We start from the raw sequence: 18,153 nt of genomic DNA, 5'->3' as shown, positions 1-18,153 counted from the left end.
CTCACACGACCACGGTGAACGCGGCGACGCGTACCTCGTCGAGATGCCGGAACTCGAAGAACAGCCGGTAGGTGCCGGCCGATGGCACGGTGACCCCGAACGCCACCACCGAGCTGGGTTGGCTCGCCGCCGCCGGATGCACGTGCAGGTACGCCAGGTCACCCTGACGCAGCGCCACCAGGTGCCCGTACGCGCCCAGGTGCAGTTGCAGGTCGTTGACCGGCTGCCCGTCGCGGCCGAGCCAGACCAGCACCTGGTTGGACTCGCCGGCCCGCAGGCCGCCGTCCAGGGTGACCGTGTAGCCGTCCACCAGCACGGTCTCCTCGGGTGGGGCGAGTTCCTCGGCTGCGTACCGACCGGGAACCGGCAGGTCGATGCCGAGCGTGGTGCCGGCCGCCGCCCCCGTCGGCCAGAAGTCGGCGATCGCCCGTAGCGGGCCGGGTGCGGCCGGGGTGATCGTGACCCGCCAGCTGCCGTCCGGCGACATCTCCGGATGCACGTGCTGATACCCGCCGAGGTCGCGGCCGACCAGGATCAGGTGCAACGGCCGGTCGTGGACCACCTGGAAATCGGTGAGCGCCGCCCCGGCCGTGTCGGTGATCCGGAAGACCAGCTCACCCGGCTTGCCGGCACGCAGCCTCGCCTGGTCCACGGTAAGCGTCCAGCCGTCCCGGGAGACCTCCAGCCCGCCGGGCCCGTGATTGGCGTGGGCGAGCGCCCCGGCCGCCGCCGGCCGAGCCGGAGCGGTCGTGCCGCCGGCCCGACCCGCGAAGAAGCCGACCGCCAGGGTCAGGCCGAGCACCAGGACGGCGGCGGCGTAGCGACCGACCCGACCCGCCGGTGCACCGTCGGGGCCGGGGCGCCCCGGCTGGGACGCCCCGTCCACGATCTCGGCGAGGGTCGCCGGCCGCTGGTCGGTCGTGGTCACGACAACCGGGGCTGCAACACGAACAACCCCTGCTCGATACCGCTGACCACGACGATGCCGCTGGGATAGTAGGGGTAGACGCTCCACGCGCCGTTCATCGACGCGCTGTTGCTCGACGGGTAGATGTCGAAGAAGCCGGCCTCGGTGGCCCGGCCGCTGGACACGTCGGTCAGGTCCAGGATGCGCAGCCCGGCCCGGTAGTTGGCCTGGTAGCTGTACCGGCCCTTGACGTACTGGTTGTGGTCGGTGGCGGCGACCCCGCTCGGCGCGCTGTAGGTGCCGATGTGCCGGGGGGCGTCCAGGTCGGCCAGGTCCCAGATGTACGTCTGGGTGTTCACCCCGCGCCGGGACTCGTCCAACTCGTCGTCGAGCAGGAAGTACCGCTGGTCCTCGGTGAACCACCCCTGGTGGGTGTACGCCCGACCGGTGTAGCCGATGCGGGCCAGCTGCCGGGGCGACGACTTGCTCGTCACGTCGACGATGGTCACCGTGTCCTCGTTGGAGCTGACGCAGATCTCCCGGCCCGAGTACGCGGTGTCCGGCCCCCGGTAGACGACGCACTGGGTGTCGTGGGTGTAGCCGTCGTTGCTGACGCAACCCGCCGAGACCGGTGACTTCGGGGTCCGGATGTCGATCATGTGCAGGCCGCCGCTGCAGGTGTTGGTGCCCACCGCGTACGCGTACCCGGTCTGCTCGTTGATCGCGATGTTGTGCGAGTTGCCGAACCCGCTGTAGTGCGCGTTCGCCGTCCAGGTCTGCGGGGTGGTCACCCCACGCAACCGGGTGAGGTCGAAGACCTGCATGCCGTGACCGGAGACGTCCGCCACCACGTACGCGTGGTCGCGGTAGACCTTGATGTCCCGCCAGACCGCCGTGCGGTTCTGGTACGCGGGCAGGTTGCCCAGGTAGACCGGGGCGCTCGGGTTGGACACGTCCACGAAGGAGGTGCCGTTGCGACGGCCGACAAGCGCGTACTCCTTGCGGGTCTGCGGGTCGGTCCAGCCCCAGATGTCGTTGGCCTGGCTGCCGCCGATGCTGGACAGCGGCATGAACGACAGCAGGTCCACGTTGCGGCAGGGGTAGCCGGCTGCCTGACCGTTGGTGCAGGCGGTAGCGGCCTGGGCGGCCATCTGCTGGGTGGGTTCACGCTGGGCCATGAACTCCTGGGCCGAGGCCCGCCCGGCGGGGGTCGCGGGATCGTGGGCCACCGAAGGCGAGCCCGGCCCGAGCATCGACACCACCAGGGCGCCGACAGCCAGGGCCAGGCCGATCCGGACAGGTCGCATGTGCACTCCCTCCCGTCGCGCCCGGCCGTCGACGGCGTCCGGGCCGGCGGTGGGACGGCGCGACGGGATAGTCCACCCAACCGACCCAATGCCCGCAAGGAGCTGACGCCTATAGACCATTCTGGATGAATCGTGTTACAGGCAACAGCATCCGCCAATACCACCTGCGTCATACCATCGCCCGCTCCCGCCCGCACCCCACGGGGCCGGTAAGCCGAAGGGCCCGGCACGCACAGCGCGCCGGGCCCTTCGAAGACGGAACGGATCAGGTGTCGCCGCCGGTCTCGCCGACCGGGGCGGCGTTCACGTCGTCGATGGCGTACTTTTTGGCGGCCTCGGCCGGTACGTGGGCCGGTACCGTCCCGCGCAGCGCGAGCTGGCGCAGGGTCGCCACCGTCACCGACTCGGCGTCGACGTGGAAGTGCCGGCGCAGGGCGTGACGGGTGTCGGACAGGCCGAAACCGTCGGTGCCCAGCGAGGTGTAGTCACCCGGCACCCAGCGGGAGATCAGGTCCGGCACCGCGCGCATCCAGTCGCTGACCGCGACCTTCGGCCCGTCGGCGTCGGCCAGCTTCCGCTGGATGTACGGCACCCGCTGCTCCGCGCCCGGGTGCAGGAGGTTGTACTCCTCGCACTCGACCGCGTCGCGGCGCAGCTCGGTCCAGGAGGTCACCGACCAGACGTCCGCGGCCACCCCCCAGTCCTGGGCGAGCAGCTGCTGCGCCTTGAGCGCCCACTGCATGCCGGTGCCGGAGGCCAGCAGGTTGGCCCGCGGGGCGTCGCCCTCCACCGACGGGGCGGCCGAGTAGCGGTAGATGCCCTTGACGATGCCCTCGGCGTCCACACCCTCCGGCTCGGCCGGCTGCTGGATCGGCTCGTTGTAGATGGTGAGGTAGTAGAAGATGTTCTCCTGCTGCTCCCCGTACATCCGGTGCAGGCCGTTCTCCACGATGTGCGCGATCTCGAACGCGAACGCCGGATCGTACGCCACGACCGCCGGGTTGGTGGCCGCGATCAGGTGGGAGTGGCCGTCCTCGTGCTGCAGACCCTCACCGTTGAGCGTGGTGCGGCCGGCGGTGGCGCCGAGCACGAAACCGCGCACCATCTGGTCGGCGGCGGCCCAGAAGCCGTCGCCGGTGCGCTGGAACCCGAACATCGAGTAGAAGATGTACATCGGGATCATCGGCTCGTCGTGGGTGGCGTACGACGATCCGGCGGCGGTGAAGGAGGCGACCGAACCGGCCTCGTTGATCCCCTCGTGCAGGATCTGCCCGACGGTCGACTCCTTGTACGACAGGAACAGCTCCCGGTCGACAGCGGTGTACCGCTGACCGTGCGGCGAGTAGATCTTCGCGGTCGGGAAGATCGAGTCCAGGCCGAAGGTACGCGCCTCGTCCGGGATGATCGGCACCCAGCGCTTGCCGAACTGCTTGTCCTTCATCAGGTCCTTGAGCAGGCGGACGAAGGCCATCGTGGTGGCCACCTTCTGCTTGCCCGAACCGCGCTTGATGTCGGCGAAGCGCTCGCTGCCCGGGATCGGCAGGGACTTGGCCTTGGTGCGCCGCGACGGCAGATAGCCGCCGAGCTGCTGACGCCGCTCGTGCAGGTACTGCATCTCGGCGGACTTCTCGTCCGGACGGTAGTACGGCGGCAGGTAGGGGTTGTCCTCCAGCGCCGAGTCCGGGATGTCCAGGTAGAGCCGGTCGCGGAAGGTCTTGAGGTCCTCCAGCGTCAGCTTCTTCATCTGGTGGGTCGCGTTGCGGCCCTCGAAGTGCGAGCCGAGCGTCCAGCCCTTGATCGTCTTGGCCAGGATCACCGTCGGCTGACCGGTGTGCTCCGTGGCCGCCTTGTAGGCCGCGTAGAGCTTGCGGTAGTCGTGCCCGCCCCGCTTGAGGTTCCAGATCTCGTCGTCGCTGAGACCCTCGACCATCTTGCGGGTACGCGGGTCACGGCCGAAGAAGTGCTCCCGCACGTACGCCCCGGACTCCGCCTTGTAGGTCTGGTAGTCGCCGTCGGGCGTGGTGTTCATGAGGTTGACCAGCGCGCCGTCGGTGTCGGCGGCGAGCAGCGGGTCCCACTCCCGGCCCCAGACCACCTTGATCACGTTCCAGCCGGCACCCCGGAAGAACGCCTCCAGCTCCTGCATCACCTTGCCGTTGCCCCGCACCGGCCCGTCGAGCCGCTGGAGGTTGCAGTTGATCACGAAGGTGAGGTTGTCCAGCTCCTCGCGGGCGGCCACCCCGATCGCGCCGAGGGTCTCCGGCTCGTCCATCTCACCGTCGCCGAGGAACGCCCAGACGTGCTGGTCGGATGTGTCCTTGATGCCCCGGTGGTGCAGGTAGCGGTTGAACCGGGCCTGGTAGATGGCGTTCAGCCCACCCAGACCCATGGAGACCGTGGGGAACTCCCAGAAGTCCGGCATCAGCCGCGGGTGCGGGTACGACGGCAGGCCGCCGCCGGGGTGCGACAGCTCCTGGCGGAAGCCGTCGAGCTGGTTCTCGCTGAGCCGGCCCTCGAGGAACGCCCGGGCGTACATGCCGGGGGAGGCGTGACCCTGGTAGAAGATGTGGTCGCCGCCGCCCGGGTGGTTCTTGCCCCGGAAGAAGTGGTTGAAGCCCACCTCGTACAGCGAGGCGGAGCTGGCGAAGGTGGAGATGTGGCCGCCGACACCGATCTCCGGCCGCTGAGCGCGGTGCACCAGCATCGCCGCGTTCCACCGCACGTACGCCCGGATCCGCCGCTCGACGTGCTCGTCGCCGGGGAACCACGGTTCCCGCTCCGGCGGGATGGTGTTGATGTAGTCGGTGGTGGTCAGCGACGGCACCCCGACCTGGCGCTCGCGAGCGCGCTCCAGCAGACGAAGCATCACGTAGCGGGCACGCTTGGCGCCGCGCTCGTCGATGACACCGTCAAGCGACTCGACCCACTCGCTGGTTTCTTCCGGGTCGATGTCTGGAAGCTGGCTAGGCAGGCCGGCCGTGATCACCGGGCGCTTGCGTTCCGTAGCCACAGGCGTTCCCTCGGTTGTGTTTGGGACAGGTCTCTAGCGCCATCCTGCCCCGTCGTACCACTTGTCGTCACGCCCACCCGTGTCAAGGGCGATGCGCAACACAGATACTCATCAGTAACGTTGGTCTTTTTGTACTTACCGGCTCCGAGCTGTGGTGGAAGCGGTGCGGGCCGCGGTTCGGCCCGGACGGAGTGACGATCACCACGGGTCCGGTGCGAACCGGTCGACTGCGGCAGAATGCGACACATGCGCAGTGAGGTGATCACCGTCCGGACCGGCTCCCGGCCCACCGTGCAGGACATCACCGCCGAGGCGGAGTCGTTCGTCTCCGGGCAGGGCGACGGACTGCTGCACGTGTTCGTGCCGCACGCCACCGCCGGGGTGGCCATCATCGAGACCGGCGCCGGCTCCGACGACGACCTGCTCACCGCGCTGGACTCGGTGCTGCCCACCGACAACCGCTGGCGGCACCGACACGGCTCACCCGGGCACGGGCGTGATCACGTGCTGCCCGCCTTCGTCGCCCCGTACGCGACGCTGCCGGTGCTCGGCGGCCGGCTCGCCCTGGGCACCTGGCAGTCGATCTGCCTGGTCGACACCAACGGCGACAACACCACCCGCCAGGTCCGCTTCTCGTTCCTGCCCGGCTGACCGCATCCGCTGAGTCGGGGCCGGACGGCGACACGAGTCGGGTTCGAGTGGGCGAGGTGTGCTCCGGTCGGTAATGCTGTCCGACGTGACCACCCCGCAGGATCTTGACGACCGACTCCGGGAGTCCCTGGCCGCGTTGACCATGCCGCGGCACCGTACCGACCCGGCCCAACCGGTGGCCGAGGGCGCGGCGCTGACCGGCGCCCAGCTGTTGGAACTCTTCGACGCCCAGGTCACCAGCCGGCAGCTCGATCTCGCCGGGCGATGGCTGCGCAGCTTCGGCGAGGGTTACCACACGATCAGCTCGGCGGGCCACGAAGGCAACGCCGCGGTCGCGGCGGCGCTGCGCCCCACCGACCCGGCGCTGCTGCACTACCGCTCGGGGGCGTTCTACTGCGTCCGCGCGGCCCAGGCCGCCGAGCCGGCGACCGGTTCCGTGCTGCTGACCCCCGACAACGGCCCCGACGGTGCGCCCGCACCCCCGGCCGACCCCGCCGAACCGGACGACGCGCCTGATCCGGCCAGCTCGGCGGACCCGGTCGACCCGGCGGCGGACAACGCCTCGACCGGCCGGGAGACGGACGACGACCAGGCTGTACCGTCCGCCGAGGCTGCTCCGGCCGACCCTGTCGTGGCGAACGAGCCGGGCGACGGCGTACCGGTAGAAACCGACGCCACCGACTCGACCGCGCCGGCCGGTGACGAGGTCGCAGGGGGTGCTCGTCCGGCGATGGTGCGGCGGCCGGTGGTGTCGGCGTACACCGAGGCGGCGCGGGACGTGCTGCGCGGGATGGTGGCCTCGCGTGAGGAGCCGACGGCCGGTGGCCGGCACAAGGCCTTCGGTCGCGCCGACCTCACCGTGGTGCCGACCACCTCCACCGCCGCCTCGCACCTGCCCCGGGCGGTGGGCATGGGACTGGCGGTGGAGCGGCTGCGTCGCCTGGACGCCCGGGGCGTCGCGGCACACGTCGACGTGGCCCCCTGGGCGCCGGACGCGATAGTGGTCTGCTCGTTCGGTGACGCCGCGATCAACCACGCCGACGCCACGGCGGCGTTCAACACCGCCGGCTGGTACGACCACACCGGCCTGCGTATCCCGGTGCTGTTCGTCTGCGAGGACAACGGCCTGGGTGGCAGTCTGCGGTCGCCGCAGGGCTGGGTGGCGACCGCCCTACGCGCCAAGCCGGGCATCCGCTACTTCGCCGCCGACGGTGCCGATCTGGTGGCGACCTACGAGGTGGCGCGCGAGGCGGCGGCCTGGGTCCGTCGCCACCGTCGTCCGGCCGTGCTGCATCTGAGCACCGTCCGGCTGCTGGGGCACGTCGGCGCGGACGCCGAGAGCGCGTACCGCAGCGCGGAGGAGATCGCCGCCGATCTTGCCGGCGATCCGCTGGTCGCCACCGCGCGGCGGCTGGTCGAGGCCGGTCTGGCCGGTGGCGCGGAACTGCTGGACCGCTACGACGAGATCGGCTGGCAGATCCGTCGGCTCGCCGAGCAGGTGCTCGACGAGCCGAAACTGAGCAACCCCGCCGAGGTGATCGCCCCGCTGGCACCGCGCCGCCCGGTGCGGGTCGCCCAGGCGGTCGCCGACGCCGGCGCCCGAGCTGCCGGGCCGGACGCGGGGGCACGGCTGGAGGCGTTCGGTGGCAAGCCGCCGGAACTGTCGGGCCCGCTCACGCTCGCGCAGAGCATCAACGCCGCGCTCACCGATGCCCTGCTGACGTACCCGCAGATGGCCGTCTTCGGCCAGGACGTCGCCGCCAAGGGCGGCAGGTACGGGGTGACCAGTGACCTGCGCGACCGGTTCGGCCCGGCCCGGGTGTTCGACACGCTGCTCGACGAGACCTCGGTGCTCGGCCTGGGCCTCGGCGCGGGACTCGCCGGCATGCTGCCGGTGCCCGAGATCCAGTCGCTGGCGTACCTGCACACCGCCGAGGCCCAGGTGCGCGGCGAGGCCGCCACCATGGGGTTCCTCTCCCAGGGGGCGCTGCGCAACCCGATGGTGCTGCGGGTGGCGGGCCTGGCGTACCAGGAGGGCTTCGGGGAGCACGTCCGGGACGACAACTCGGTGGCCGTACTGCGGGACGTGCCCGGCCTGGTGATCGCCGTGCCGGCCCGACCGGACGACGCGGCGGCGATGCTGCGCACCTGCCTGGCGAGCGCGGCGGTGGACGGCAGCGTCTGCGTGTTCCTGGAGCCGGTCGGGCTCTACCACGCCCGCGACCTCTACGCCGACGGCGACGGCGAATGGTCGGCCGGCTACGCCGAGCCGGGGGCCTGGGCGAGCGGGCACGTCCCGGTCGGCCGGGCCCGGGTGTACGGCGTCGGCTCGGCCGAGGACATCACGATCGTGACCTTCGGCAACGGCGTACGGATGGCGTTGCGGGCGGCCTCGGCGCTGGCCGACGAGGGGATCGGCAGCCGGGTGATGGATCTGCGGTGGCTCGCGCCGCTGCCGGTGGCCGACCTCATCCGAGAGGCCGCCGCGACCGGGCGGGTGCTGGTGGTGGACGAGACCAGGCGCTCCGGCGGCGTCGGCGAGGGTGTGATCGCTGCCCTGGTCGACGCCGGATATGTCGGGGCGGCGCGCCGAGTGGCGGCAGTTGACTGTTTCGTGCCTTTGGGTCCGGCTGCCCGTCAGGTCCTGATCTCCGAGGAGGCCATCACCCAGGGTGCCCGTACGCTGCTGGCACGGTAAATTTCGTTCCACCCGGTGCGCCACTTGCGCGCGGCGGCACAACTGTGTGGACTTGCCTGACGGCGCCGGCCGGGTGCCGCGAGCTTGGACGAGATGAGGAGGCACGCGACAGTGAGCGCGACCGCTGGTCAGGCTGCCGACGGGGTACGCAGCCTGGCGGACCGGTTCGGCATCGAACCGGGAATGGTCGTCATGGAGATGGGCTACGACGACGACGTCGACGCCGATCTCCGGGACGCCCTGACCGACCGTTGTGGAGACCTGGTCGACGAGGACACCGACGAGGTGGTCGACGCGGTGCTGGTGTGGTACCGCGACGGCGACGGTGATCTTTTCGAGCTTCTCGTCGACGCCCTCGGCCCGCTGGCCGACAACGGGGTCGTGTGGCTGCTGACGCCCAAGGCCGGCCGCGACGGCCACGTCGAGCCGAGTGAGATCGCCGAGTCCGCTCCCACCGCCGGCCTTCAGCAGACCTCGACCGTCAACGCCGGCAAGGACTGGAGCGGCGCCCGTCTCGTGCTACGTCGCGGCGCAAAGGCCAAGAAGTAGTCTCCCGCCCGACGTACACCCGCATCTCGACTCGATCCAAGGAGTTCGCATGCCCATCGAGGTTGGCGCAGAGGCGCCGGACTTCGTACTCAAGGACCAGAACAATCAGCAGGTCCGGCTCTCCGACTTCCGTGGTCGGCGTACGGTCCTGCTGGTCTTCTACCCGCTGGCCTTCAGTGGCTACTGCCAGGGCGAGCTGTGCGAGGTCCGGGACAACCTCAACGACTACGTCAACGACGACGTTCAGGTGCTGACCGTCAGCGTGGACTCGGTCTACGCCCACAAGGTCTGGGCGGACCGGGAGGGCTACCAGTTCCCGCTGCTGGCCGACTTCTGGCCGCACGGTGGCGTCGCCCAGGCGTACGGGGTCTTCAACGACGTCGCCGGTGTCGCCAACCGGGGCACCTTCATCATCGACAAGGCAGGTGTCGTCCGCTTCGCCGAGATGAACATGCCGGGCGAGCCGCGCGACCAACAGGGCTGGCGCAAGGCACTGGCGGACGCCACCGCCTGAGCCCGGTCCCAACGGGTGCGACCGTCCGGCAGGGCCGGCGCGTGGCAGGGTAAGCTGCCAACCGCCGGTCCGCCGTACGGCGTTTCCGGGCGCGTAGCTCAGTGGGAGAGCACTCGCCTTACAAGCGAGGGGTCGCAGGTTCGAAACCTGCCGCGCCCACCAGTACCAACGGCGGTAGGGCCGGGTCACCCTCACCGTTACGGCGAAATGGCGGAATCCAGGCGAGCCGGAAACCGCCATTACGGCGTAACGGAGTCGATCACCTCGCACGAGCCGACCGTCGAGGGTCTGGCGCAGGGCGTCAACCGGTCACCCAGCAGTAGCGCTGCTACGTTCTTCGCGATGGCAGGTGGGTCACTGCCGCGTGGGTCAGGATGCCGATCGCGCTTCCGACGAGAATGCCGATCAGGGTGGCCCACTGGGCCCCGATGCTGGCTTCGAGCAGGGCGTTGATGCCCAGGCCGGCAGGCACCCCTGCCGCTGTGCCCGCCCCGAGAGCCCACCAACGGTGCCGTACGCCCGCGACGTGCAGTTCGAGGTAGGGCGGCAGGATCGCGAGGAACACGATCAGCAGCGGGGTCGAGGGAATCAGCAGGATGAGGGCCGTGCCGGAGATCGCCCCGATGACGAGGCTCAGCAGGCCGAGACCGATTGCATGATCCAGGTCAACGGGCAGGTGGCTCATGCCCGGCTGCCGTCGCCAGAGCCGTCGCCATCTGTTGGTGAAGGTGTGCTCGGGCGCCCGGCCGACCTGCGGTTCGGCCGGTGGAGAAGTACCGCCGGGGCCGGCTGTGCCGTCGGGAGCGGAGGACGCGTCCGGCGAAGCCATGCCAGCAATTGTGGCGTGTCCCGGCCGTCAGGTGACGGTGGCGGCGGTGAGGAAGAACGTGACTGCGTAGGTGAATCGGTGGGTGCGAACGGCCTCGTCGAACTGGTCTTCGAAGGCGCGGGCTTCGCTGGGGTCGAGGGCACCGCGTTGAGCTGCGGTGGCGGCCCAGCTGCGCAGGCCGAGGACGTTGTCGACGGCGGTCGGGTCTCGTACGACAAGCGTTCGGGGTTCGACGGTGATGTCGACCAGGCCGTGTGCGGCGAGCAGGCCGGCGTGTCGGTGGGCCAGGGTGCCGTTGCGGAGGAGGGCATCGGCCCGGAACCTCAGTACGCGCCGGGCCAGCTCCTGGTCGGCGATGTCGAGCACCTGGGTGTCGTAGTCCGGGTCGGCGAGGACGATGCGGCCACCGGGTCGTACGACCCGGACCAGGTCGGTGACCGCGGCGTGGGGATCGGCGAGGTGTTGCACGGTGCGGTCGGCCCACGCCCCGTCGAAGGCATGGGTGCGAAACGGCAGGTGGTGAGCGTCGGCGGCGGCGCATCCGGTGAGACCACGGGCCCGCATGGCGGCAGCCATGGTCAGCGAACGATCCACGGTCGCCACGCTGACACCGTGTGCGTCTCTCAGGTGGGCCGCGCTCGCTCCGGTGCCGGCGCCGACTTCGAGGTAGCGGCGGCCGGGCGTCGGATCGAGCAACTCGCGGACCCGCTGCTGGTACGCCCGGTAGAAGGGCTCCTCGGCGAGGCGGTCGAGCACGCCGACCCACGAGTTCGGGTCTGGCTGGCGGTCGACGTCGGTAAATCCGTGCACCTCGGCAGCCTATTGCGGCGGCACCGCCACCGACCGCAACACCGGCAGTGGATCAGCGTGGGGAGAGCAGGCAGAACTCGTTGCCCTCCGGGTCGGCGAGGACCATCCAGTGGACATCGCCGTCCAGGCCGATGGAGGTGGCGCCGAGCGCCCGCAGCCTGGCCGCCTCGGCCGCCAGGTCGTCACCGGGGTACGGGCGGACGTCGAGGTGGACGCGGTTCCACACCGTCTTCACGTCGGGGGTGCGGACGAACCGCAGGTAGGGGCCGACGCCCTTGGCGGAGCGCAGCACCGCGTGGTCGTCGTTGACCTCGTGCACGGTCCAGTCCATGGCGTTGCCCCAGAAGTCGACCATGGCCCGGGGGTCCGTGCAGTCGGCCACTATCGCCGCGATCGGTCCGGTGTCTCGGGGCGAGGTGCGCCAGTCCAGCACGCAGAACTCGTTGCCCTCCGGGTCGGCCATGACGGTCCACGGCACGTCACCCTGGCCGATGTCGGCGGGGGTCGCCCCGAGTTCCGTCAGTTGGGCGATCAATTCCGCATGATGGGCCGCGGAGGTGGTGGCGAGGTCGATGTGCACGCGGTTCTTCACCGTCTTGGGGTCATCCGGGTAGGCGACGAGGTCGATGCAGACGGCGACGGGGTCGGGGTAGACGGAATCCTCCGGTTCGAGGTTGGTCACCCTCGGCCCCTCGCTGGAGACTCCCCACCCGAGCACCTCGGCCCAGAAGCGGCCCAGCGCCGCGTCGTCCCGGGCCTTCATGTTGATCTGAACAAGTCGGGTCGCCATGTCGACGATGCTAGATCCTCTGACCTGCGACTGCTGGCCCGCGCTGGGCGCAGCGGCAGATCCTCAGCGGCCGCTCGGCACCGCCGGCCGGGTGAACACCGCCAACGGGCGATCGTTCACCTGGAACGAGAATCGGCGTTCCCAGCCTGCGCGTTGGTAGAGCCGGGCCGCTGCGGCGTCCGGGTGGGTGGCCAGCCATGCGGCTCGGTCACCGACCTGGCGCGCCAGCAGTTCCCGGCCCAGGCCGTGGCCTTGGTGTGCCGGCGCGACCATCAGTTCGGCGACCACCAGGGCCGGTGCCACCAGCAGGTCCGCCACGTCCGGTGGTGCCGCGTCCCGTACCGCGATGTCGAACGCGTTCGCCGTCGGCAGCGTTGTCGGCGCCGGCCACCCGTAGATCGCGCCGACGATCTCACCGTCCCGTTCGGCGATCAAGCCGTACGCCCCGGGTTGGCTCGTGTGCCGTGCCAACCGGGCGGGGAAGTCGGCGATCTTCTCGGCCGGCTCGCTCCACGGTGGGGCCGCGAAGCAGTCCCGGTAGATCGGATGGAGCTGCGCGACCAACTGCCGTAGCCCGGCTCCGTCCAGCCCTCTCATCACCAGGGACAACGACCTCACCCACCTTGCTGCCACTAACTTGCAATTACTAGATGCTGGCGAGAAGGGTACGTGCCGATGATCCAGGCTTCAAGCCGGCAACCGGCACCTGCCCGCACCGGTGTCGTGCCACCGTGGTCGCAACGGCGGCGGAGGGGGACTGGTGAGCTACGCACAGATCAACGGCGTCCGGTTCTGGTACGAGACGCACGGGGCCGGCCGACCGCTGGTGCTGCTGCACGGCGGGTTCGGTGCGGTGGAGACGTTCGCCGCCGTCCGGCCGGCGCTGACCCGGCGGCGTCGGGTGATCAGCGTCGACCTACCCGGTCACGGGCGTACCGCCGACGTCGACCGGCCGCTGCGCTACGAGTCGATGGCCGACGACATCGCCGCGCTGATCGTCGAGCTCGGGCTGGCCCCGACCGATGTGCTGGGTTTCTCGCTCGGTGGTGGGGTGGCGCTACGGCTGGCGATCCAACATCGGGAGCTGGTGCGTCGACTGGTCGTGGTCTCTGCGCCCTGTCGACGTCAGGGTTGGTTTCCCGAGGTGCTGGCCGGGATGCCCGACCCCGACGAGGCGGCCGGTGATCAGCTGCGCGGCACCCCGCCGTACCAGCTCTACCAGGCCGTCGCGCCCCGCCCGCAGGACTGGTCGCGACTCTGGGTCAAGACCGGGGAACTGCTCCGCCGGGAGTACGACTGGTCGCCGGAGGTCGCCACGCTGACCACGCCGACGCTGCTGGTCTTCGCCGACGCCGATTCGGTCCGGCCGGACCACATGGTGGAGTTCTTCGGACTGCTCGGCGGCGGTCACCGCGACGCCGGCTGGGACGGCACCGACCGCCCCGACGCCCGGCTGGCCGTCCTGCCGGGGCTCACCCACTACGACATCGTCGACTCGCCTGCCCTGCCCGCCGCCGTCCTCCCTTTCCTCACCCACACCCTTCACACGCCCGCCTGACCCGTCGTGGCTCGACCGTCGAGGGCTTCGGCGCTCATCGGGTGTAGTGCAGGACGACGACTCCGGCACCGGTGGGGGTGGCGGCGAGCAGGGTCAGGTGTTGTGGGGCGAAGGAGTGGTCGAGCAGGGGGATGCCGCTGCCGGCGACGACGGGGTTGACCTTGATCACCCACTCGTCCACCTCGGACAGGAGTTGGCCGGCGAGATGTCCGCCGCCGCAGAGCCAGAGGTCGCCGCCGGGGCGTTCCTTGAGGTCGCGGACGAAGGCTGCCGGGTCGCCGGAGACGATCTCCACCGCCGGGTCGTCGGACGGCGGCAGTGAACGGGCGAAGACGTACTGCTTCAGATGGGCGTACGGGCTGGTGACGCCGACGCGAAGGGCGGGCTCGTAGGTGGCCCGGCCCATCAGGACCGTGTCGAACCGGCCCTGCGGGCGGTCGATGCCGAGCTGTGCGTGGGCGAAGGTCGGGAAGGTCTGCGGCCACTTGGTGACGAGGTGTCCCGCCGGGTCGGGGTGCAGATCGAAGAAGTCGTACGACCCGTCGGGGGCGGCGATGAAACCGTCGACGGTGGCGGCCACGTAGTAGACGAGCTTACGCAAAGGGGACTCCCAATCACTACGGATGTTGTGGTCCTGGCAACGTACAACAGGTGTTGTGGTTGCTGCTAGGGTTTTTCCGTGGCGCGCAACCCGCAGCGGCGGGCGGCCCTGGCGGACGCCGGGCTGCGGGTGCTGGCCGCCCACGGCGCCCGCGGCCTCACCCACCGGGCCGTCGACGCCGAGGCGGGGGTGCCCGTCGGCACCACCTCCAACTACTTCCGCTCCCGCGACGCCCTGCTCGGCGCGCTCGGCGAGCGGATCTTCGAACGGTTCGCCCCGGACGACGCGGTCGTGGCCGAACTGGCCGCCCGTCCGCCCTCCTCGGCCCTGCTCACCGACTACGTCCGGTACATCGTCGAGCGCACCACCCGGTATCCGGAACTCACCCGCGCCCTGATCGAGCTACGCCTGGAATCGGCCCGCCGCCCCGACCTGGCCCGGATCCTCGGCGACACGCTGCGCCGGGGCTACCGTGCCGACGTCGCGTACCACCTCGCCGCCGGGCTGCCCGGCGGCGCGTTCGAGGTGGCCCTGCTGCGCTACGCCGTGGACGGGCTCCTGCTCGACCTGCTCACCACCTCGATCGACACCGGATTCGACCCCGACCAGGTGATTGCCGCCCTGGTGTCCCGCCTCGCCGGCGACGTCCCGCCCGGCGGCTGACTCTGGGTCACGGCGATGACTGTTCGGCGGTGCAGCGGGGAAACCTTGATCTGACGCACCTGGGGAGGAGCGACGGATGACGCGTGGCGGACTGACCATCGGCGTGCTCGGCTCATACGGTGGCCGCAACCTCGGCGACGAGGCCATCCTCACCGGCCTGCTGACCGACCTGCGTCAGCAGGAGCCCAACGCCCGGATCATCGTCTTCTCGCGAAACCCCGAGCACACCGCGGTGGCCCACCCGGACGTGGAAGCGGTGCCGTGGGAAGGGGTCAGCCGCACCGACTCCGCCCTCGTACTGTCCCAGCTCGACCTGCTCATCCTCGGCGGTGGCGGAATCCTCTACGACAAGGAGGCCCGCCGGTACCTGCGGGTGGTCCGGGTCGCGCAGGAACGGGGCCTGCCGGTGCTGACCTACGCGGTGGGTGTCGGGCCACTGAGCGAGATGGTGGACACCGGCATGGTGCGCGAGACGCTGGCCGGCGCCACCCAGGTGACCGTACGCGACCAGGAATCGCGGATGGTGCTGGAGGAGGCCGGGCTGCTCAACCCGATCACCGTCACCGCCGACCCGGCGTTCCTGCTCGAACCCGAGGAGTTCCCGGCGGAACTGCTGCGCGAGGAAGGTGTGCCGGCCGGTAAACGGCTGGTCGGGATGAGCGTACGGGAGCCGGGCCGGGCAGCAGAACGACTGGACGTGGACGGCTACCACCGGCTGCTCGCCCAGATCGGTGACTTCCTGGTGCACCGCATCGACGCGCACGTGCTGTTCGTCCCGATGGAACGCGACGACATCCGGCATTCACACGGTGTGCTGTCGCACATGATCGCCGCCGAACGGGGCCGCATCCTGCACGGCACCTACTCGCCCCAGCAGGTACTCGGCCTGATGCGCCACTTCGACCTGGCGGTCGGTATGCGGCTGCACTTCCTGATCTTCGCCGCGATGATGGGTACGCCGTTCCTGCCCCTGCCGTACGCCGGGAAGGTCTTCGACCTGGCGCAGCGACTCGGAGTGCCGGCGCTGCGCGGCGTGGAACGCGAGGTGGAGGGCCCGTTGCTGGCCGAGGTCGACCAGTTGTGGGACGAACGCGACCAGCGGGCCGAGACCACCGCGCAGCGGGTGGCGCAGGTCTGCGACGAAGCCCGCGGCACCTCCCACGTGACCCGGGCGGTCCTGGAGAGCCTGCGCAGCCGCTCCCTGGTCGAGGTCGGCGCCTGACCCGAACTGCCCGCCTCGCGGTCAGACCGCCGGATTTGAGGTGCGGGCCTCGCGGTCAGACCGCTTGGCCGCAGGTGCGGGCCTCGTAATCAGACTGCTTGGCCGCGCCAGCGGTAGCACCACTGCTGGGCCTGGGCATCGATCGATTCCAGCTCGTAGATGTCCGCCTCGGCCAGGCCGCCCGACCCGACGTGGTGGTGGGTCAGCGGCGGCCGGTCGTTCGGATCCAACTCGACGGTGACCAGCTGACCGTCCGCAGAACCGCCCACCAGCGGGATCTCAACCGTTGCTGCCATGCGCCCATCCTGCCCCGAGCACCGCGCCCCCGCAGCGGATCGGCAGGCCCACGGCACCGAGCCCGCTGGCCGGCGCTTGCCGACCGGCGGTGTCCAGCATGCGGCAGAGTGTGTTTCGGGCCTGGCCGCTCGGGATAACGTCTCGACATGGCGGAGATCGCGATTGATCCGACACTCGGACCGGTGGTCAACCGGACGGCCGGCGAGCGGGAGGTCCTCGAATCCTTCCTGGATTTCCATCGGACCGTCCTGCTGCGCAAGCTGCACGGCCTCAGCGACGCCGACGCGGCCCGCCGTCTGGTGCCCTCGGCGACCACCGTCGCCGGGCTGGTCAAACACCTCACCGAGATCGAGCGCAACTGGTTCCACATCCTGCTGGAGCCGTCGCCCGGCGAGACGTTCCCGACGACCGACGAGGCGGCGCTGGCCAGCTTCACCCTCGCCGAGGACGACACCGTGGAGCGCCTCGCCGCCGACTACCAACAGGTCTGCGCCCGGTCCCGGGAGATCGTGGCACGCTTCGACCTCGACCACGTCGTGCCACATCCGCAGCTGGGCGAGGTGTCGGTGCGCTGGATCCTGGTGCACATGATCGAGGAGACGGCCCGGCATGTCGGACACGCCGACATACTCCGGGAACTCACCGACGGCACCACCGGCGCCCTCTGACATTCAGATCGTCGAACCTGCTCCCTGGCGGGACCCACAGGCAGACCATGATCGTGCTCGATGCGAGATCGAGTGGCCTCGTAAGCCGAGAATAGGCACTCGATCCCAGATCGAGCGTGATCATGCAAACGGTCGCGGCAAGGGCGGGGCGGGCGCGGCGTGGCGCAGGGGCGCGGGGTGTGGGGTCAGTGGTGGGGAAGGAGACCGGGTGGGTACTCCATGCCGTCGTGGGTGCAGGCTGCGGCGGCGACCCGGGCCGCGTACCCGGCGGCTTCCGCCCACGTCGCGCCTCGTGAACGGGCGGTGATGATGCCGGCCGCGAAGGCATCCCCGGCACCGTTGGTGTCCACCACAGGGCCGGGCGGCGTGGCTGCCGGAATCCGGGTGACGGTGCCGCCGAGGTGCAGATCCGCGCCGTCGGCACCCCACGTCACCAGCACCGGCCGCGGTGCCAGCGCAGCGCCCACCGCCGTCGACCGGTCGCCGAGCGTGACTCCGCTGACCAGCACCAGTTCGGCGATCTCGGCGAACGGGCGATGGTACGGATTCTGCCCGTCCCAGTCGTGCAGATCGGTGGAGCTGCCCACACCCTCGCCCAGCATGTCGCCGAGAGCGGGCAGCAGGTCCCGTACCCAATTCATGATCGAAAGGTGGACGTGCGTGGCCTGCTCGACCAGCGTCGCCACCTGCGCCACCGGGAAGGGTGCGGTCCCGTCGGAGGGGCGGGGGTCGTACAGCGACATCCGCCGTCCGGCGGGATCGACCAGGTTGACCGAGCGGCGGGTGCCGGCCGGCGTCGAGGCCAGCACGGCGTGCACCCCGGTGCGGGACAGCGCGGCCCGCACCACGTCGCCGGCCGGGTCCGTGCCGAGCGTGTCGACCACCGCCACCCGTAGTCCGAGGGCGTGCGCGGCGAGTACCACGCCGGCACCGGTGTTGCCGATCCGCAGGTCGATCGGTTCGACGGTGACGGAGTCGACCACCGCTAGGGGCAGGTCAGGCACCCGGACCCGGATGTCGACGCCGAGGCCGCCGAGCACCAGCAGGTCGTACATGGCGCCGACGGTAGCGGGCCGGGG

The 18,153-nt window shown here is 70.6% G+C and carries 18 protein-coding genes and 1 tRNA gene; 9 read left to right on the top strand and 10 right to left on the bottom strand.

The features are described 5' to 3' along the window. Position 1 precedes the first annotated feature (1 nt). The 3 genes from VAB18032_RS22720 to aceE all read right to left on the bottom strand — a co-directional run bounded on the left by VAB18032_RS22720 (position 2) and on the right by aceE (position 5,224). The gene (locus VAB18032_RS22720; protein WP_013735271.1) at positions 2-928 is read right to left on the bottom strand and encodes a hypothetical protein; all 927 of its coding nucleotides are present in this window, start codon (positions 926-928) and stop codon (positions 2-4) included. Then, positions 925-2,214, bottom strand: a complete 1,290-nt coding sequence (locus VAB18032_RS22715; protein WP_013735270.1) for a choice-of-anchor B family protein — start codon at positions 2,212-2,214, stop codon at positions 925-927. The genes VAB18032_RS22720 and VAB18032_RS22715 overlap by 4 nt, the downstream gene beginning before the upstream one ends. A 265-nt stretch (positions 2,215-2,479) precedes the next feature. Beyond that, entirely contained in the window at positions 2,480-5,224 is a 2,745-nt protein-coding gene (aceE, locus tag VAB18032_RS22710; RefSeq protein ID WP_043721636.1) for a pyruvate dehydrogenase (acetyl-transferring), homodimeric type, read from the bottom strand. A gap of 246 nt (positions 5,225-5,470) precedes the next feature. On the opposite strand from aceE, the gene VAB18032_RS22705 reads away from it, so the two are divergent. The 5 genes from VAB18032_RS22705 to VAB18032_RS22685 all read left to right on the top strand — a co-directional run bounded on the left by VAB18032_RS22705 (position 5,471) and on the right by VAB18032_RS22685 (position 9,798). Continuing rightward, a complete protein-coding gene (locus VAB18032_RS22705; protein ID WP_013735268.1) occupies positions 5,471-5,875 on the top strand; it encodes a YjbQ family protein in 405 nt (134 codons plus the stop codon). A gap of 142 nt (positions 5,876-6,017) precedes the next feature. After that, entirely contained in the window at positions 6,018-8,573 is a 2,556-nt protein-coding gene (locus VAB18032_RS22700) for a thiamine pyrophosphate-dependent enzyme (RefSeq protein WP_415878018.1), read from the top strand. Positions 8,574-8,684: 111 nt separating this feature from the next. Beyond that, positions 8,685-9,122, top strand: a complete 438-nt coding sequence (locus tag VAB18032_RS22695) for a DUF3052 domain-containing protein (protein ID WP_013735266.1) — start codon at positions 8,685-8,687, stop codon at positions 9,120-9,122. A gap of 49 nt (positions 9,123-9,171) precedes the next feature. Beyond that, entirely contained in the window at positions 9,172-9,636 is a 465-nt protein-coding gene (locus VAB18032_RS22690; protein WP_013735265.1) for a peroxiredoxin, read from the top strand. Between the two features lie 87 nt (positions 9,637-9,723). Then, a tRNA-Val gene (locus VAB18032_RS22685) sits at positions 9,724-9,798 on the top strand. A gap of 166 nt (positions 9,799-9,964) precedes the next feature. On the opposite strand, the gene VAB18032_RS22680 is transcribed toward VAB18032_RS22685, so the two are convergent. The 4 genes from VAB18032_RS22680 to VAB18032_RS22665 all read right to left on the bottom strand — a co-directional run bounded on the left by VAB18032_RS22680 (position 9,965) and on the right by VAB18032_RS22665 (position 12,683). After that, positions 9,965-10,321: a hypothetical protein gene (locus tag VAB18032_RS22680; RefSeq protein ID WP_013735264.1), complete on the bottom strand. Its 357-nt coding sequence runs from the start codon at positions 10,319-10,321 to the stop codon at positions 9,965-9,967. 171 nt (positions 10,322-10,492) lie between these two features. Beyond that, positions 10,493-11,275 (bottom strand): methyltransferase domain-containing protein, encoded by a 783-nt coding sequence (locus tag VAB18032_RS22675; protein WP_013735263.1) that lies wholly within the window; start codon positions 11,273-11,275, stop codon positions 10,493-10,495. A gap of 52 nt (positions 11,276-11,327) precedes the next feature. Next, complete coding sequence (locus VAB18032_RS22670; RefSeq protein ID WP_013735262.1) at positions 11,328-12,065, bottom strand: VOC family protein; 738 nt, start codon at positions 12,063-12,065, stop codon at positions 11,328-11,330. A 63-nt stretch (positions 12,066-12,128) separates the two neighbouring features. Next, positions 12,129-12,683: a GNAT family N-acetyltransferase gene (locus tag VAB18032_RS22665; protein ID WP_148272334.1), complete on the bottom strand. Its 555-nt coding sequence runs from the start codon at positions 12,681-12,683 to the stop codon at positions 12,129-12,131. 142 nt (positions 12,684-12,825) lie between these two features. On the opposite strand from VAB18032_RS22665, the gene VAB18032_RS22660 reads away from it, so the two are divergent. Then, positions 12,826-13,623, top strand: a complete 798-nt coding sequence (locus tag VAB18032_RS22660; protein ID WP_013735260.1) for an alpha/beta fold hydrolase — start codon at positions 12,826-12,828, stop codon at positions 13,621-13,623. Between the two features lie 34 nt (positions 13,624-13,657). Here the strand turns inward: VAB18032_RS22660 and VAB18032_RS22655 are convergent, their stop codons facing one another. Beyond that, entirely contained in the window at positions 13,658-14,224 is a 567-nt protein-coding gene (locus VAB18032_RS22655) for a dihydrofolate reductase family protein (RefSeq protein ID WP_013735259.1), read from the bottom strand. Between the two features lie 78 nt (positions 14,225-14,302). Between VAB18032_RS22655 and VAB18032_RS22650 the strand changes: the two genes are divergently transcribed. Both VAB18032_RS22650 and VAB18032_RS22645 read left to right on the top strand, forming a co-directional pair. Further along, entirely contained in the window at positions 14,303-14,887 is a 585-nt protein-coding gene (locus VAB18032_RS22650; RefSeq protein ID WP_013735258.1) for a TetR/AcrR family transcriptional regulator, read from the top strand. Positions 14,888-14,963: 76 nt separating this feature from the next. Next, positions 14,964-16,109, top strand: coding sequence for a polysaccharide pyruvyl transferase family protein (locus tag VAB18032_RS22645; protein WP_013735257.1), 1,146 nt, complete (start codon positions 14,964-14,966; stop codon positions 16,107-16,109). Between the two features lie 89 nt (positions 16,110-16,198). On the opposite strand, the gene VAB18032_RS22640 is transcribed toward VAB18032_RS22645, so the two are convergent. Beyond that, entirely contained in the window at positions 16,199-16,405 is a 207-nt protein-coding gene (locus VAB18032_RS22640) for a hypothetical protein (protein WP_013735256.1), read from the bottom strand. A 147-nt stretch (positions 16,406-16,552) separates the two neighbouring features. Between VAB18032_RS22640 and VAB18032_RS22635 the strand changes: the two genes are divergently transcribed. Continuing rightward, positions 16,553-17,074 (top strand): DinB family protein, encoded by a 522-nt coding sequence (locus tag VAB18032_RS22635; RefSeq protein ID WP_013735255.1) that lies wholly within the window; start codon positions 16,553-16,555, stop codon positions 17,072-17,074. A 185-nt stretch (positions 17,075-17,259) separates the two neighbouring features. On the opposite strand, the gene VAB18032_RS22630 is transcribed toward VAB18032_RS22635, so the two are convergent. Beyond that, positions 17,260-18,129, bottom strand: coding sequence for a carbohydrate kinase family protein (locus VAB18032_RS22630; RefSeq protein WP_013735254.1), 870 nt, complete (start codon positions 18,127-18,129; stop codon positions 17,260-17,262). Positions 18,130-18,153: the final 24 nt, after the last annotated feature.

It is taken from the genome of Micromonospora maris AB-18-032, from assembly GCF_000204155.1.
Taxonomy (GTDB): domain Bacteria; phylum Actinomycetota; class Actinomycetes; order Mycobacteriales; family Micromonosporaceae; genus Micromonospora; species Micromonospora gifhornensis.
The sequence above is the reverse complement of the archived record's forward strand: the minus strand, read 5'-3'. Positions and strand labels throughout refer to the sequence as shown.

What these genes read in the sequence shown, in the direction of transcription:
- VAB18032_RS22715 (WP_013735270.1), bottom strand. Translation starts at nt 2,214, where the DNA reads ATGCGACCTGTCCGGATCGGCCTGGCCCTGGCTGTCGGCGCCCTGGTG.
- VAB18032_RS22705 (WP_013735268.1), top strand. Translation starts at nt 5,471, where the DNA reads ATGCGCAGTGAGGTGATCACCGTCCGGACCGGCTCCCGGCCCACCGTG.
- VAB18032_RS22700 (WP_415878018.1), top strand. Translation starts at nt 6,018, where the DNA reads ATGCCGCGGCACCGTACCGACCCGGCCCAACCGGTGGCCGAGGGCGCG.
- VAB18032_RS22690 (WP_013735265.1), top strand. Translation starts at nt 9,172, where the DNA reads ATGCCCATCGAGGTTGGCGCAGAGGCGCCGGACTTCGTACTCAAGGAC.
- VAB18032_RS22680 (WP_013735264.1), bottom strand. Translation starts at nt 10,321, where the DNA reads ATGAGCCACCTGCCCGTTGACCTGGATCATGCAATCGGTCTCGGCCTG.
- VAB18032_RS22670 (WP_013735262.1), bottom strand. Translation starts at nt 12,065, where the DNA reads ATGGCGACCCGACTTGTTCAGATCAACATGAAGGCCCGGGACGACGCG.
- VAB18032_RS22645 (WP_013735257.1), top strand. Translation starts at nt 14,964, where the DNA reads ATGACGCGTGGCGGACTGACCATCGGCGTGCTCGGCTCATACGGTGGC.
- VAB18032_RS22640 (WP_013735256.1), bottom strand. Translation starts at nt 16,405, where the DNA reads ATGGCAGCAACGGTTGAGATCCCGCTGGTGGGCGGTTCTGCGGACGGT.
- VAB18032_RS22635 (WP_013735255.1), top strand. Translation starts at nt 16,553, where the DNA reads ATGGCGGAGATCGCGATTGATCCGACACTCGGACCGGTGGTCAACCGG.
- VAB18032_RS22630 (WP_013735254.1), bottom strand. Translation starts at nt 18,129, where the DNA reads ATGTACGACCTGCTGGTGCTCGGCGGCCTCGGCGTCGACATCCGGGTC.